Source organism: Sphingobacterium detergens, from assembly GCF_003610355.1.
GTDB classification, from domain to species: domain Bacteria; phylum Bacteroidota; class Bacteroidia; order Sphingobacteriales; family Sphingobacteriaceae; genus Sphingobacterium; species Sphingobacterium detergens.
In genome coordinates, this window is the sequence record NZ_RAPY01000007.1 from 177,387 (window position 1) to 194,601 (window position 17,215).

The 17,215-nt window shown below is 39.5% G+C and carries 12 protein-coding genes; 9 read left to right on the forward strand and 3 right to left on the reverse strand.

What is annotated here, in order from left to right; all coding sequences use genetic code 11:
* Nucleotides 1–84 precede the first annotated feature (84 nt).
* The 5 genes from DFQ12_RS25260 to dusB all read left to right on the forward strand — a co-directional run bounded on the left by DFQ12_RS25260 (nucleotide 85) and on the right by dusB (nucleotide 8,472).
* Nucleotides 85–2,475, forward strand: coding sequence for a TonB-dependent receptor (locus DFQ12_RS25260; RefSeq protein ID WP_120261802.1), 2,391 nt, complete (start codon nucleotides 85–87; stop codon nucleotides 2,473–2,475).
* A 25-nt stretch (nucleotides 2,476–2,500) separates the two neighbouring features.
* Nucleotides 2,501–3,757: a DUF4374 domain-containing protein gene (locus DFQ12_RS25265; RefSeq protein ID WP_120261803.1), complete on the forward strand. Its 1,257-nt coding sequence runs from the start codon at nucleotides 2,501–2,503 to the stop codon at nucleotides 3,755–3,757.
* Nucleotides 3,758–3,824: 67 nt separating this feature from the next.
* Entirely contained in the window at nucleotides 3,825–4,958 is a 1,134-nt protein-coding gene (locus tag DFQ12_RS25270) for a PepSY-associated TM helix domain-containing protein (RefSeq protein ID WP_120261804.1), read from the forward strand.
* Between the two features lie 10 nt (nucleotides 4,959–4,968).
* Entirely contained in the window at nucleotides 4,969–7,410 is a 2,442-nt protein-coding gene (locus DFQ12_RS25275; protein ID WP_120261805.1) for an outer membrane beta-barrel family protein, read from the forward strand.
* Nucleotides 7,411–7,476: 66 nt separating this feature from the next.
* Nucleotides 7,477–8,472, forward strand: coding sequence for a tRNA dihydrouridine synthase DusB (dusB, locus tag DFQ12_RS25280; protein ID WP_120261806.1), 996 nt, complete (start codon nucleotides 7,477–7,479; stop codon nucleotides 8,470–8,472).
* Between the two features lie 144 nt (nucleotides 8,473–8,616).
* On the opposite strand, the gene DFQ12_RS25285 is transcribed toward dusB, so the two are convergent.
* The 3 genes from DFQ12_RS25285 to DFQ12_RS25295 are packed head-to-tail and all read right to left on the reverse strand — an operon-like array spanning nucleotide 8,617 to nucleotide 11,628.
* On the reverse strand, nucleotides 8,617–10,089 hold the full coding sequence (locus DFQ12_RS25285) for a lipopolysaccharide biosynthesis protein (protein WP_120261807.1): 1,473 nt from the start codon (nucleotides 10,087–10,089) through the stop codon (nucleotides 8,617–8,619).
* 44 nt (nucleotides 10,090–10,133) lie between these two features.
* Nucleotides 10,134–10,415, reverse strand: coding sequence for an acylphosphatase (locus tag DFQ12_RS25290; RefSeq protein WP_120261808.1), 282 nt, complete (start codon nucleotides 10,413–10,415; stop codon nucleotides 10,134–10,136).
* Nucleotides 10,416–10,452: 37 nt separating this feature from the next.
* Entirely contained in the window at nucleotides 10,453–11,628 is a 1,176-nt protein-coding gene (locus DFQ12_RS25295) for an amidohydrolase family protein (protein WP_120261809.1), read from the reverse strand.
* 411 nt (nucleotides 11,629–12,039) lie between these two features.
* Here DFQ12_RS25295 and DFQ12_RS25300 point away from each other — a divergent pair, with 411 nt between their 5' ends.
* From DFQ12_RS25300 to ggt, 4 genes are all read left to right on the forward strand, one after another.
* Entirely contained in the window at nucleotides 12,040–14,496 is a 2,457-nt protein-coding gene (locus DFQ12_RS25300) for a TonB-dependent receptor (protein WP_120261810.1), read from the forward strand.
* A gap of 136 nt (nucleotides 14,497–14,632) precedes the next feature.
* Nucleotides 14,633–15,091, forward strand: a complete 459-nt coding sequence (gene dtd, locus DFQ12_RS25305; RefSeq protein ID WP_120261918.1) for a D-aminoacyl-tRNA deacylase — start codon at nucleotides 14,633–14,635, stop codon at nucleotides 15,089–15,091.
* Between the two features lie 18 nt (nucleotides 15,092–15,109).
* On the forward strand, nucleotides 15,110–15,436 hold the full coding sequence (locus tag DFQ12_RS25310; protein ID WP_077438193.1) for a nucleotide pyrophosphohydrolase: 327 nt from the start codon (nucleotides 15,110–15,112) through the stop codon (nucleotides 15,434–15,436).
* Nucleotides 15,437–15,503: 67 nt separating this feature from the next.
* Complete coding sequence (gene ggt / locus DFQ12_RS25315; RefSeq protein ID WP_120261811.1) at nucleotides 15,504–17,207, forward strand: gamma-glutamyltransferase; 1,704 nt, start codon at nucleotides 15,504–15,506, stop codon at nucleotides 17,205–17,207.
* The last annotated feature ends 8 nt before the right edge of the window (nucleotides 17,208–17,215 follow it).

Genomic DNA, 17,215 nt, shown 5'->3' on the forward strand with positions numbered 1-17,215 from the left:
ATAATAATTTTTATTTACTTATTTGACCTTCGGTAGATTTAGAGTTACGCAACTTCTCTATATGTAATTAATCTAAATAAAGTAATGTCAAAATTTAAAGTAGTATGGTTATTCTTTTTCCTAATCATATCATTTCCTTCACATTCCCAACAACTAGCCGAAGTCAAAGGTAGTGTTACCAATACATCAAACGAGCCTATTCATGGGGCAACAATTGTCCTATCAGGTACAAATAAAGGAGCCAAAGCAGACAAAAATGGCTTTTTCAAAATAAGCGGAATCTCTTTCGGTAATCATCAGGTTACAATTTCCGCGGTCGGATATCAGACCATAAATCGGTCAGTAACCTGTAGTAAAAATGTTATTGATCTATCCGGAATTCAAATGACCCCAGATCAAAAAATCATGGCGGAAGTTGAAGTTATAGGTAGATCCACTACAAGTGAAGTAACACGACAACCCTACAATGTCTCTGCAATAGATGCAAAAAAACTGTACAATACGACTTTAGATATCGGTCAGGCACTTAATAGAGTCTCGGGTGTACGTTTGAGAGAGTCTGGCGGTGTCGGATCAAATATGTCTTTTAGTATTAATGGATTTTCCGGCAATCAGGTGAAACTATTTCTGGATGGCATTCCGATGGACAATTTTGGTTCATCCTTTCAATTGAATAATATCCCGATCAATTTTGCCGAGCGTGTGGAAGTGTATAAAGGTGTTGTTCCGGTATGGCTGGGTGGCGATGCTTTGGGTGGTGCTGTGAATATTGTCACCAAAAATGACCCTGGTAAGTACCTTGATGCTTCTTATTCTTATGGTTCCTTCAACACACATAAGACTGCGGTAAATGCGGGATACATCTCGAATAACGGATTAACGATGACCTTATCGGCCTTCCAAAACTATTCGGACAACAATTACTGGGTAAATGTGCGGACCGCTGATTTTAACACCGGAAAATATACCAATGGAAGAAGAAGGCGTTTTCATGATACCTACCGAAATGAAACTATGGTTTATAATATCGGGGTCTCCAACAAGAAATATGCAGATCAGCTACTTTTTGGAATAACACTGGGTGAAAACAAAAAAGAAATCCAGACCGGAAACCACATGGACGATGTTTATGGGGGCAGGGAAGCCCTAGGAAATATCATCCAACCCAGTGTAAAATATATCAAAAAGGATCTATTTGTAAAGGGACTAGATGTCAACATATTTGGCCGATACAACCTCGGTAAAGAACGCAGCCTCGACACAGTGAATAGAAGATTTACCTGGTCCGGAGAGAGTGAACCCAAAGATAAAAATAACCCTAATGCTCCCGGAGGTGAAAACGAACTACGCGATTATCGTTTCAACAATAACAATGGCAACTTCATTGCCAATCTCTCCTATGCGATCAATGAAAAACACCATTTTATGGTCAATCACCTATTGACAACCTTTGACCGCAAAGGAAAAGATAAATATTACCCAGATCTCGAAATCAATAAGTTGCCACGAAAAACCACAAAAAATATTACTGCATTAGGTTATCGTACCAACATAGCCGATCAATGGGATTTAAATGTATTTGCAAAAAATTACAATCAAAAAGGTAAGTACTTTGAAGAAGTCAAGAAAAATGAAATCTACAAAAATGTAGAAACGACGGTCAATAAATTAGGCTATGGCTTTGCGGCTTCCTACTTTGTCAATCCAACCCTACAATTGAAAGCTTCCTATGAGAAAGCTTCCAGATTACCTGAAAACAACGAATTATTTGGCGATGCACAAGATCTGAGTGCAAATCCAACACTTAAACCAGAGAATAGCCATAACATCAATGTCGGTCTCTCCTACACAAAAAAATGGAATGAGCATAATCATATCATCATAGATGCCAACTATACCTATAGAAATGCAACTGATTTTATAAGACTCTACATCAGCCCATTAAGCTCAAACAACAAAAGAGAGAGTAAATACCTCAATTTAAGGAGTGTCCTCAATAATGGAGTAGATCTTAATCTAAAATATTTCTATAAAAATCAGTTTTCAATCGGTGGTAATCTAACCTACCAAAATATAATCAATAACACGAAATATGAGCCCGGTCAACTCGTAGAAAGCAGTGTTTACAAGGATCGCATGCCTAATATCCCATATTTATATGGTAATGCAGATGCTGCCTATTATTTGCACCACTTCGGAGGTAAACATAATACATTGACGATCGGTTACAACCTCCAATATATTCATGCTTTCTTTTTGGACTTTCCAAGTTTAGGCACGCCAGCACAGCGTTTCATTATTCCCGAACAGCTATCTCACGATGTCAACATTGTCTATGCAATGGCTTCGGGAAAATACAATGTTGCGCTGGAATGTAATAACCTAACCGACGCAACACGATACGACAATTTTGAAATGCAGAAACCTAGTCGGTCTTTCAATGTCAAATTCAGATACTTTATACGCAAAAAATAACACACAATTTATTAAATAACTCAAAATGAAAAAGTCAAATTACTTAAGATTGCTTACAGTAGCCTGTGGCGTATTAACAATTACCGCTTGTTCAAAGGACAAGCCCGTTGAAGGAGGAGAAGATTCAGGGAACTCGAAAAAGAAGGAAAAATTTGTCTTTATTGTAACTGGTCAAGGGAGCTCGGAGTCAGGTTCATCGGGTACTTATATTGTTACTACGGATGATGTTAGCCAAGGTAATTTAAGTATTGTGGGTAACGGTATGCCAGCAACAGAATTCTCTTTTATTAATCAAAACAACCATGTTTTTGGTCTGACATACGGTGGCCAAGGCCCGATAACTCCTTATGCTATTGATGCCAAAGGCGATCTGCAAAGACTTAAAGATGATCAGGTAAACGCCGAAACCGCAGGTATCTATGGTAATTTCGGTGATAAAAATGTGATTTTAGGGACAACCAACCGAAGCATGGTAAATCCTGTCGCGACGCTAAGAAACTATGATGCTCAAAATTTCTCCATCGCCAACAAAAACACGGTCGATCTTTCCAAAGTATTGGGAGGTAAACGCATGGCGATCTGGACAGGTGTATTCCAAGTAGGTAATAAGGTCTATATTCCTTTCCAATCTGGAGATGGTTCAAATAACTGGGGCGGAGATTTTACGACGACAGATACAACCTATATCGGTATCTTCTCTTATCCTGAACTTAAATTTGAAAAAACAATCCGTGATGGAAGAGGTTCCCATATCGGAAACTGGTTTGCTCAACAAGGTTTAGCAGTAGACGATAAAGGTGATGCATATGTATGGTTCTCGGCAAATGAAGCATCATTGGCTACAAAAAACAAATCTGGATTCCTAAGAATCAAAAAAGGAACGGATGAATTTGATAAAGATTATTATTTCGATATCGAATCTCTTGGAAAGGGTAAAATAGCAAGAGGTAGTTATCTCAAAGACAATAAATTTTTAATGACGATCTACAACAAGGGTGAACAGTCCGAAGGTGTAGGCGGTGGTCTTGTCAAATTATATATCGTAGATATACAAACAAAAAAAATGACAGAAATCATAGAGATTCCTTCACATGAACAACAAGGTTATAAAGATGTCGTATATGTTGACAAAGGTGGCGCTAAGGCTTACTATACCTGTCAGGATAAAGACGACAAACAATATTACACCTACATCATTGATATCAACAACGCTTCAGCAAAAAGAGGGTTGAAATTTACTGGGATATCCCAAGTATCATCAATGAGCAAAATCAGTTATTAATCATCCGCAATGATCCGATCTGCCGACCAACATGTGCAGATCGGATTATAAAAAATCGTTTCCCATTATGCTCAGTAAAATTAATGCCTGGCTACACCTTTGGTTAGGAATCGCTGCGGGTATTCCTGTTATCATCTTAGGAATTACAGGCTGCGTACTTGTCTTTGAACATGATATCAAAGAATTAACCACAAACTATATTCAGGTCACAGCTCAAAAATCGGAAGAACAGCTTCCTCCATCTGCGATCTATAAATCTGTTAAAGCGACGCTTCCTGATTATGAAATTGCGAGTTCCTGGTATTATGGTCTGGACAAATCAGTTAAAGTAAGTCTAGATCACTCTGACAGTCTTGTCTATGTAAACCCTTATACAGCCGAAGTGCTGGCGATTGTCAACCATGAGGATTTTTTCCATTTCATGGATGAGGGGCATCGTCATCTTTGGATGCCCACAAAAATAGGCAGGCAGGTCGTTGGCTGGAGCACCTTTATCTTTTTCATACTACTGATTACAGGCCTAGTATTATGGTGGCCAAAGAAATGGAACCGTAGATCGAGAGAACAGAGTTTTACCATCAAATGGAAAGCTAAATTTAAACGTGTCAATTATGACCTCCACAACGTACTGGGTTTCTATGCGCTAACAATCGCATTCGTCATGTGTTTTACAGGGCTCATCATGAGTTTTCCCTGGATTCGAAGTTCTGTCGTTTGGATGACGGGAGGCTATCCCAACAAACCAAAAACGGAAAAGAATAATAAACCTGAGCTTCCAGATCAACCGCTAAATGATGCGTTGGTAGTTGCTGATCAGATCTGGTATAAAGTGCGTCATGAATATGCAAAATTCAACAAAGAAGCTGTTATTGTCCACTACCCCGAAAAAGACGATAAAGCGGTGTATGCCTGCACGGACATGGCCAACGGAAGCTGGAGAGACCTTAATTTTGACCGCAATACACTGGAACTAACCGGGCGCAAACAAGGACCAATTGATGAAGCCAATACCACGGAATGGCTCATGCGTTCCAATTACGCCCTCCATACTGGTTTTATCGGTGGAATGACCACCAAAATAATTTACTTCATCGCATCACTTATCTGTGCGACTTTGCCTATAACAGGATTCTACATCTGGTGGGGAAAGAAAAAAAAGTCAACAAAAAAAACAAGACGTCCACAATTAGCAACAACTTAATTATATAATCATGCCTTATATCCTCCGTTATCTCTTAAGTCTCCTTTGGATCTGTACCCTATTTACAAGCCAAGCTCAAAAAGCAAATCATATCAAGGGACAGACTGTGGGCGAAGATAAACAGGCCATTCCTTATGTAAGTATTTCGCTTTATCACGTCAATGATGGAATACTGGCTAGTACGGCACGCTCAGATAGTACCGGAAATTTCAGGTTTACCAATACAAAAGCGGGCAGCTATTTTATTAAAGTCAAAAGCCTTACCCATCAGGATACTTTCAGTCCCCATTTCAGGTTGGACGAACATTTTGACGAGTATGATCTTGGCAAGATCCTATTATTGCAAAACAATGCTTATCTCGCCGAGGTCGTTGTCGAAAGAAAAAAACAATTTATCGAACAGCAACAGGACAAGCTGGTCTTCAATATTGAAAACTCAATGCTCGCAGACGGCAACAACGGACTGGAATTACTTAGCAAGATTCCTGGTGTCGCTGTCGACGAAAGTGGTTCGCTAAGTATTAAAGGTAAATCTGGAGCGACGGTCATGATCAATGGGAAAATTACATACCTGTCCGCCGATCAATTGGCCAATCTCCTACGTAGCACCTCCTCAATGGACATCAATAAAATCGAGGTCATGTCCAATCCAAATGCAAAACAGGATGCCGCTGGATCCGCAGGTATCATCAACATTGTATTAAAGAAAGGACTCAAACAAGGGTTTAATGGTTCCGTATCGGCTAATGCCGGTGCCGGTAGAGGAGCACATCTTGGCGGGAGTCTAAACCTTAATTATCGTACAGAAAAAATCAATGTATTCGGGATTTATAATCAGTATTTCCAAAATCTGAAATATTATAACTCACTTACACGCTATTTTTACACTGATCAAGGATCAGTCCCTGAATCGTATTCACAGCAGGAGAACACCATACAGCCCAAACTTCGATCTAATAATTTTAGAGTCGGCATGGACTACAGCATAAATCCCAAACAGACGATAGGTTTCTTAATTAATGGAGGATTCGGGAAATTTCCAAAGTACGAGCCTACCACGAATAGTTTCCGAAACTTTAATACTGATAATTTAGTATGGTCATCCACGACCATCACGGAGGGCAAGGAGCGTTGGCGAGATATGTTGTACAATGTCAATTATAATTTAAAGCTCAATGATAAAGGCCATGAATTAAAAATAGATCTTGACCTTGTTGACCACTATTCAAAAATGGATCAGCAGCTGAATACGGCATACAACAATGTCGGAGCTTCAACACCGCCTGCAAGCTCCTCCAGAATAGGTGATATCCCCTCAGACAATAAGGTATATGTCGCCAAGCTAGATTATACACTTCCTCTTCCAAAAGAATATAAACTGGAAGCTGGCTGGAAGAGCAGTTACGTACGCACTGAAAACGATCTACATTATGATACATTACAAAATGATCAATATGTTCCGGATCTGGGTACAAGTAATCACTTTATCTACAAAGAGACTATTCATGCGGGTTATCTAAATCTATCAAAAAGCTGGCATAAGTTTTCAACGCAAATAGGCGTTCGTGGTGAACACACCCGTACAGGTAGTCATCAAATTACATTGAACGAACAATTTGAAAGATCCTATTTCAAACTATTCCCAGCAGCGTTTTTCACTTATACAGCCAATGACAATCATAAAGTACAGACCAGCTACAGCTATCGCGTACAACGACCTTCGTTTTGGGATTTAAATCCATTCAGGGTATACACAGATCCTTTTTCCTATGCTGAGGGAAATTCAAACTTAAACCCAGCATACGAACATTCCTTTGAACTAGGTTATACTTACGCAAGCAAATACGTCTTAACGCTGAATTATGCCCAGCGGTCAAATGTTGTCAACGAAATATTGGGCAGAGATCCACTTAATCCCTATATTACTTTTGAAAGGCCCGAGAATATAGGTTCTTTTAAAAATTATGGGATCTCCTTTATTGCCCCGACCCAATTTACCAGCTGGTGGTCGGCAACACATTTTGCAAACTATTATCGGAATGAATATGAATTGCCACAAGAAGATGGGCTAATTGTCCGCGAGGGCAATACATTAAGTCTAAACAGCCAAAATTCCTTCAAATTGCCTAAGGATTGGTCTATTGAATTGGGGGGCAACTATGTGTCTGGCTTGACGGTAGGGATCAGTCATATCAAAAGCTACGGACAGGTCTATTCTGGCATCCAAAAAAACTTCCTCAATAAAAAAGCCACGCTGAAATTAGTCGTAAACGACATTTTCAGAACCAACAATCGACGATATGAAACCATCTCCCCGACCATCAGGCTCATCGGTAGATCTAACCCCGACAGTAGGACCGCCATCTTATCTTTCAGCTACCGTTTCGGTGGTTCTCAGAACGCAACAGCACAACGCGCTACGGGTTCTGAAGACATAAAAAGTAGGCTCTAAACTCATGACAGTTAGCTAACTTTATACTAATACCAAATTTTGTACCTTTGTAAAAAAAAATTGAAGATGTCGGTCAAGATTGGTGAAAATATTGAATTGGGAGAATTCCCATTGTTACTTGCTCCGATGGAGGATGTCAGCGATCCCCCATTTCGGTATGTTTGCAAACAAAATGGTGTTGATTTAATGTATACTGAATTTATTTCCTCAGAAGGACTGATTCGTGATGCGGCTAAATCTGTTCAAAAACTAGATATTTTTGAATATGAACGGCCCATTGGTATCCAGATATTCGGTGGAGATATTGAAAGTATGCGTCAATCAGCGGAAATCTGCACAAAAGCAAATCCAAATCTAATCGACATCAATTACGGTTGCCCTGTTAAGAAAGTGGTCTGTAAGGGAGCTGGCTCTTCCTTATTGCAAGACATTGATAAAATGGTTGCGATGACTAAAGCTGTTGTTGAAGCAACTCATCTGCCCGTGACAGTAAAAACCCGTCTTGGCTGGGATGACAATACCAAAAATGTATACGAAGTAGCAGAGCGATTGCAAGATGTCGGCATCAAAGCATTAGCAATACATGGTCGTACCCGTGCACAATTGTACAAAGGTCAGGCAGACTGGTCTATGATCCGTGATATCAAACGCAATCCACGCATTCAGATTCCAATTTTTGGCAACGGTGATGTGGATTCGGTGGAGAAAGCCGCTGCCTGGAGACAAGAATATGAGGTTGATGGTATTATGATCGGTCGTGCTGCAATTGGTTACCCATGGATCTTTAGAGAAATCAAACATTTCTTCCATACAGGTGAACGCCTGGAGGGACCTACAATTGCCGAACGTGTCGAGGTATGTAAAACACACTTAAACAAATCCATCGAATGGAAAGGTGATAAATTAGGGATCTTTGAAATGCGGAGACATTACGCAAATTATTTCAAAGGAATTCCGAATTTTAAAGAATCCAGAATGAAACTTGTCAGCTTACAAACGCAAGACGAAATTTTGGATGTACTCCATGATATTGAACATAACTTTACATCCGAAATGGTGTAAGGCTTAGCAATAAAAAATGTCGTATTGAGTTTATATCAATGCGACATTTTTATTTAACATCATTTGTACCCGCCCCCGTTTCCTCTTTTCAGATATTCAATTCTGGGCGAGATTCGATTTCATCTCTGGACTGCTTCTTTTTCTCTAAGCTCCTTTTTTAATGAATTGCTTCAGCTGATTCTTTTCCATCAGAAATACACCAGCTATATAAACAATCAGCAAACCGTTTCCGATGACGACATTGTGCTGAAATACAAAATAGGAAAGGTAGGAGAACAATATACCCGTTACGATATATGCCAATATTTTCCCCAGTTTATATGGAATAGGATAATTTTTTTGTCCCCAGAAATAGGAAAGTACCACCATTGAAAAATAAGCCATAAATGTAACAATCGCCGCACCGACATAACTGTATTTAGGAATCAGATAATAGTTTGCAACTATTGTGATGACGGCTCCTACAAGTGATATATAGAGTGCATAACGTGTTTGGTCAGATAGCTTATACCATACCGACAAGTTCATATAGATACCCAATAAAACATAGTTAAACAGCAACAAAGGAACGATAAAAAGGCCCGACCAGTATAACTCCCGCGTTACCTCGTCCTTTCCCTTTATAAAATATTTTAACCAATCTATATTTGCTGTTATTCCCAGCATCACCAACATCATAACAATGACAAAATACTCCATGATTACTGCGTAGGTTTTCTTTGCATTGGCATTTTTTGAATATGAAAAGAAAAATGGCTCAGCCCCTAAACGAAAAGCCTGAACAAAAATACTCAGAAACATCGCCAATTTACCCACGGCTCCATATATACCTAAATCTTGATCACCGACATCCTTTGGCAAATAAATCGGAAGAACGATCTTATCCAGGTTTTCATTAATTATATATGAAATATTGGCTATTAAGATCGGAGAGCTATAGGATAGCATTTTTAGGATCAATTGCTTCTCAGGTCTAAAAGAAAATCCCTTCATCTGAGGTAAAAGCAGCAATAAGGTAACAGCACTAGCAACAATATTAGAAATAAATATATATCCGATCCATTCATCGCGATACCAACCTGAACACCAAGTCCCGATAGCCCCTCCCTGTTTAATCAGATAAGGAACCAGCATAATAAAGAATAGATTTAAAGAGACCATGATACCGATATTCGCTAATTTGATCACCCCAAATTGAATTGGTCTTCCCTCGGATCTCAATTTTGCAAAAGGAACTACGGCCAAGGCATCCATTGCCAATATCAAGGCAAAATATTTCACATACCGCTCAAAATCTGCACTATACTCTCCTTTTTTTAGCCATGTACCAATTGTACCGGCAAAAACAAATGCTGTTACAAAAAATAACACTGCCAGAACAGCTATGACAATAAAACTATTGTTAAAGACTTTGGGTTTATCCTTTTCATCGACCTTTTGGAGATACCTGAAAAAGGTCGTCTCCATACCAAATGCGAGTACCGCATTGATCATCGAAGCCCAGGCATACATCTGAGTAACAACACCATAAGAAGCAGGAGGATATTTATTGACATACAGGGGCGTCATCACGAAGTAAAGCAAACGTGCTATAATCGTGCTCATCCCATAAATCATGGTCTGCCCGGCGAATTTTTTTAATACTGACAAAACGGAAAGAATTAAGATTGAACTCTTTTAATCACTTCAAAATTAGAAAAGCCTTTCAGCTCACCTTCCTCAACTTCAACAGCTTCAACATTTGCATCCTCTGGACCTTCCTGGCAGAAGTCCATCATTGAATCGAGTGCAAAATCGTCACCCTCAGCTTCAATATAGACAGATCCATCCTTTTGATTGACAACAAAGCCTTTTACACCAACCTGATCTGCAACAGCTTTGGCCGTCAATCGAAAAAAGACTCCCTGTACTTTACCCCTTATTGAAATATTCAAATGTTTCATAAGAGCAAAAGTACAGAAGTTTTTGTGGAATTAAATACTATGCTAAACGTTTGATTTTAACTTTATCTGTCAAACGCATGTGTTCCATACCTTGGAGCAAAACAACTCCCGGCTTTTTACCTACTTCCAGAGATCCATATTTATCTTGGATATTCAACGCAACAGCCCCGTTGATTGTAGCCCATTGAATGGTTTGCAAGAAATCCAAATCTTCGAAATGTTCATGCAATGCCTTCAACTCTTCCAATACTGAAAGCGTATCGTTCGATGCCAAACTATCCGTTCCGATAACTAAGGGTTGTCCAGCATTTATAAAATTATGAATCTTAGGTAAAGCACCCTCGATATATAAATTTGCTTTCGGACACAAACACCACACAACATCCCGATCCATACGCTCCACAAAATCCAAATCTTTTAATGAAGTATACGTATTATGAACTAACAACAACTTATTCGGATAAGGCAAATAAGGTAAGTAAGACTGGATCGAATTCCGGGCTTGTGCTTTAATAGAATCTGCATTTTTTCCGATACTCTTATAGAAGTCCAGGAACTCACCTGTCTTGTATCTAAACAATTTATTCTCTTCATCACTCTCCTGATTATGAATACTAATGATGTTCGTCTCAGGGACAGCTTTTTTGAATTTTTTGAAAAGAGCTTTTGAACAGGAATAAGGTGCATGTGGTGTAATCGACACATGGCCATTTCTAAATTCTTGCGTCAACGATTTTGCTTCTTTTAATTTAAAATCAGCTTCCTCAGGTTCAACACCAATGACTTCCACAAACGTATGATAAAGTATTTGCGATTCCTCTTTCAGTGTAGAAGAGTTATCTGTATTCGCATGATCGCCCACAGCTACAATACCATTTTCATACATTTCTTTATCCGCCTTTGCCATTGCATCATCCATTTTCTTCATTGAAGCACTGCGTGAAGTCATCACCTGACTCAAGAAATTCGGTAGACCGGTACCTTTAGGGACCACACCTTTCATATGTGACAATTCAAGATGGCAATGGGCGTTGATAAAACCTGGAATAATAACGCCATCATACCTTTCGATCTTGACTTTATCATTCAAAGTAAACGATGCGGGGTCGTAAATACCCTGAATTACCCCCTCTTCATCTACCGCTACAATACCATCTTTTATTGGCATTGAAGTGACCGGTAGAATATAATTTGCGCTTAAATATTTTAACATTTTATCTCCTCACTCTCAAATTAGTAATTAAAAATTTTTGACCGATATGAATACATACTAACAGTAGAAAACTCTATGCCAAGGTACCTAAAAAGAACAATAAATACCAAAAACAAGCCTAAACGTAAAACTTTAAACCATAAGGAAATTTTAACAAATTTTTAACTAGACTGTCCTTTTGTCAAAAAACACATCATGTTATACCATTCCGATTTTAATGTATATATTCGCACCATCGAATAGGGGTGCCTTGTTTTGTCAGAAACACAAATAAGGGCTGAGATTATACCCAACAGATTAAGTTCTGTGCACCTGATCCAGGTAATGCTGGCGGAGGGAGAGGTTAGTTAAATAGAACGATCATAGTGACCCCTTTCTATGATTTGTTTAACTTAAACAAAATACATCAACATGATCAAATTTTTGATTTGTAGCGCTTTAGCTACTGTTTCTATCCAAATTGCTGTTGCTCAACACAATTTGACGATTAAGACCGTAGACAAGAACACACAAAGGCCGCTACAAAATGCATCAGTATCCCTGGATGGACAGGCTTCATTTACAACCAAATCGGACAAAGATGGTCTGATCAAATTGTATAATATCCAGAAAGGGAAGCATTCCGTTCAAGTTTCTTTTATAGGATATCATACCTGGACCCAAAACCTGAACATTGAGCGCGATATGGAATTGACGGTCCAACTTGATCCGAAAACAATTCGTACAGAAGAAGTACTCGTTGTATCTACCAGAGCCAAAAAGAATGCCCCAACAACATTCAAGAATATCTCAAAAGAAGAGATTTCCCGAAACAATCTAGGGCAAGATATCCCCTATCTATTGAATCAAACACCTTCTGTCCAGGTCAACTCCGATGCAGGAGCCGGCATAGGATATACAAACATGACCATTCGTGGGTCTGACAACCAGCGTATCAATGTCACGCTTAATGGAATTCCACTAAATGATGCTGAAAGCATGGGCTCATTCTTTGTCAATCTTCCTGATTTCGCATCATCTACCGAAAGCATTCAAGTGCAACGGGGCATTGGAACCTCGACAAATGGTGCTGGTTCCTTCGGTGCTTCCTTAAATATTCAATCCAATACCTTAGCCGAAAAACCCTATGTTGAGCTCAATAATTCTTTCGGTTCTTATAATACCTGGAAAAACACCTTAAAGCTCGGAACCGGTTTGATCAACGACAAATTTGCTTTCAATGCACGGTTATCTAGGATTAGCAGCAACGGTTATATTGAAAGAGCTTCTTCAGATTTACAATCCTTTTATATCGATGGAGGCTACTATGGAAAGAAACATATTTTAAAAGGGATCGTATTTTGGGGAAAAGAGAAAACCTACCAAGCCTGGAACGGTGTACCAGAGCCCTTGATTACTGGAGACAGATCCCGTATGGATGATTATGCAGATAATGGTTTATATATATCGGGGACAGAAAAAGACCGTTTTATGAATGCTGGGCGAAACTATAACCTTTATACGTACAAAAACCAAACGGATAACTATACCCAAAAGCACCACCAGATTCACTATACCAATATCCTCAGTGATAAACTCACATTGAATACCGCCTTACATTATACAAGAGGTTATGGCTACTATGAGGAGATGAGACCGGGGGATAAATTAAGTAAATATGGACTGCCAGACGTCATTATTGGTCAGGATACCATCAAAAAAACAGATCTAGTCCGTAGAAGATGGTTAGATAATTATTTCTACGGCATGACCTATGCCTTTAATTACAAACCCAACGATCAGCTTGAAATTATATGGGGCGGTGCATACAACCAATATCGAGGAAAGCACTATGGTGAGGTAATCTGGGCTCAATATGCTTCGACAGGATTTATAGACGACAAATATTATTTTGGTAAATCGCAGAAAAATGACTTCAGCAATTTCTTAAAAGTGGATTACAAATTGGATAAATGGATCCTAATGGCTGACGTGCAATACCGAAATGTAGACTACCGCATGTATGGCGATGATGATAAGGTCAAAAATTACAATTACCACCCAAAATTCAATTTTCTAAATCCCAAAGCAGGAGCAACCTACCTGTTAAATGACCATGCAAATATCTATGCTTCTTATGCCTTTGCGCAAAAAGAACCCGTCCGGAAGGATTTCATAGAGAAAAACAGCAAACTTCCAGATCCAACGCCAGAAAAAATGCAGGATATCGAAATCGGGTATAGATTCAACAACACTAAATTCGAATTTGGATTGAATGGATATGGCATGTTTTATAATGACCAATTGATCCCAACAGGTGAGATCAGTGATACTGGTTCTCCTATCCGCCAAAATGTGAAAAACAGCTATAGAATCGGGCTGGAATTTGACGGAACCTGGAACATCAGTAAGCAATTGAACTGGAAGGCGACGGCCAGCTTCAGTCAAAACAGAATTAAGAATTTCGAAGAAATTGTGAAAGATATCAACGGTGTCAGCCCCGATACCAAAATTTTCTATTCGAAGACGGACATCGCGCTTTCCCCGGGAACTATACTCTCCAGTAACTTTGCCTACAGTCCTATTGAGTCGCTCACATTTTCTTTGCTATCCAAATATGTTGGACGGCAATATCTTGATAATTCATCCGCAAAAGAAAGAAGCATTTCTTCTTATTTTGTCAACAATTTGTTGGCGAATTATAGCTTCACCGCGTTAGGCATCAAAAACATCAATGCAACTTTACAGATCAACAACATCCTGAACGAAAAGTATGAAACCAATGGTTACACCTTTGGTGGGATGGATGGCGATACCCGAAAATATTACAATTTCTACTTCCCACAGGCACCTACAAATTTTATGTTAGGCCTGAATATCAAATTCTAACAATTAAGATCCTGTATATATAAAAGCCACCTTAACTTAAATAGATAAGGTGGCTTTTTATTTTGGCACCAATAAATGCTAGATTGGATCGTGTTTGACGATGGGAATTTTTAACTTTGGTTTTATACTTTTCATTATGCGTGCAGTAATACAACGGGTAAAACATGCTTCCTGTACAGTAGACGAACAGATCACCGGCCAGATTCAAAAAGGTTTAGTGATCCTATTGGGAATAGAAGAAGCCGATACAATTGAAGACTTAAAATGGTTGGGACAAAAATTCGTTAACCTACGGATTTTTGAAGATGAGCAGGGACTAATGAATAAATCTATACTGGATATCGGTGGTAATATCTTACTGATTTCTCAGTTCACCTTATTCGCCCAGACAAAAAAAGGAAATAGGCCATCATTTATTCGCGCGGCCAAACCTGATACCGCCAAACCGCTGTATGAAGAAATGGCCAAATTGCTTTCTCAACTGATCGATCAGCCTGTTCAGCTCGGCGTATTTGGAGCTGACATGAAAATCAATCTATTGAATGATGGTCCCGTTACCATCATTATGGATACAAAAGATAAGGACAATTTTTAAACTACTTAATCCGAAAAAATGACAATCAAAGAAGCACAAGAAGTAATTGATAAATGGATCAATACAACGGGGATACGCTATTTCAATGAGCTGACAAATACTGCCATGCTTATGGAAGAAGTTGGCGAAGTGGCTCGGATCATGGCCAGACAATACGGTGAACAGTCTTTCAAAAAATCAGATAAAGAGGTTAATCTGGCTGATGAAATGGCCGATGTATTGTTTGTCTTAATGTGTCTTGCAAATCAAACGGGCATAGACCTGACCGAAGCATTGGAAAAGAACCTGCAAAAGAAATCTATCCGGGATGCAGACCGTCATAAAAACAATGAAAAATTAAAATAACACCTTTGTTTTTCAGAGGTATACAAGGTTTAATATTAATCTTACGCACAATTTTAGAGCAGATATTATGAATAAACTATTTATTTATTCGCTAATAGGAAGTTTGCTATTCGCTTCATGTTCCAATACCCGCAGGCAGGTTGACGCATATAAAACTAGCCCCGAGACATTCAACAAAGCGGCGGTGGTAACAGCACACCCCATAGCTTCGGAAGTTGGTGTCATGGTGCTAAAAAAGGGAGGAAATGCCATTGATGCTGCCGTTGCGGTGCAGTTTGCCCTTGCTGTAGTATATCCAAATGCAGGAAATATTGGTGGCGGTGGTTTTATGCTATATCGCAACAATAAGGGGCAGTACGACGCACTAGACTTTCGGGAAACCGCGCCTAAACAGGCTCACCGGGATATGTACCTGAATGCACAAAAGAATGTTATCCCTGATTTGAGCCTATACAGTGCGCTCGCATCGGGTGTGCCCGGTTCTGTCGCCGGCATGTGGGACGCCCATCAGAAATATGGGAAGCTAGCCTGGAAAGAATTGCTCTTACCCGCAATTGAACTTGCGCGAAAAGGTTTCAAGATCAGTGAAAGGCAGGCCCGCGAGTTTGAAAGCCATAAAGAGCGATTTGTGAAGCTGAATCCCACTGGTGCCGCAATTATCAAAAATACAACCTGGAAAACTGGTGACCTATTTGTACAAGAAGATCTAGCCAATACTATCGAAAGAATCGCTAATGAAGGACGTGACGGCTTCTATAAAGGAAAAACCGCCGATCTGCTCATTGCAGAAATGAATAAAGGTAAAGGGATCATTACCCATGAGGATCTAACGAGCTATAAGGCAGTCTGGCGTGCCCCGATTGCATCGAGCTATAGAGGACACAAGGTTGTTTCTATGCCTCCACCATCGAGCGGCGGAACCTCCCTACTGGCCTTATTAAAGTCGGTTGAACAATTCCCACTTCAGCGCTGGGGATTCCAGAGGGACTCCACCATACGTGTCATCGTTGAAGCAGAACGCTATGTGTATGCAAATAGAGCAAAGTATTTAGGGGATCCAGATTTTATCAATGTCCCTGTACAACAACTGATAGATTCCACGACAAATGCCACTAAACTGAATCCGTTTAATTTCCATCAGGCAACATTGAGTAAAAACGTCAATGCAGATGTTATTTCGGGATACGAAAGTGAGCAAACAACTCATTTCAATATTGTTGATGAGCAGGGAAATGCAGTTTCTATCACCACCACGCTCAATGATTCCTATGGATCTGGTGTTATCGTAGATGGCGCAGGATTTTTATTAAACAATGAAATGGACGATTTCTCAATAAAGACCGGTGTACCTAATATGTATGGTCTGACAGGAGAAAAGGCAAATGAAATTCAGCCTGGGAAAAGAATGTTGAGTTCAATGACACCTACTATTCTAGAAAAGGATGGTAAACTATTTATGGTGGTGGGGACACCCGGTGGATCAACTATTATTACCTCCGTTTTCCAAACCATATTAAATGTGATTGACTTTGGACAAAATGCACAATCTGCTGTCAGTTCACCCCGATTCCATCACCAGTGGTTACCTGACCGTATTGATGTTGAGCAAGGTGCGATTGACACAAAACTACGGGACAAATTGACAAAAGACGGCTATGTGATAAATCCCAGAGGAACAATAGGACGTGTAGAAAATATTCTTATCCTTCCAAACGGCAAATTGCAGACCGGGGCCGATCCTCGTGGAGATGATACGGCAAAAGGATATTAGACATCAAA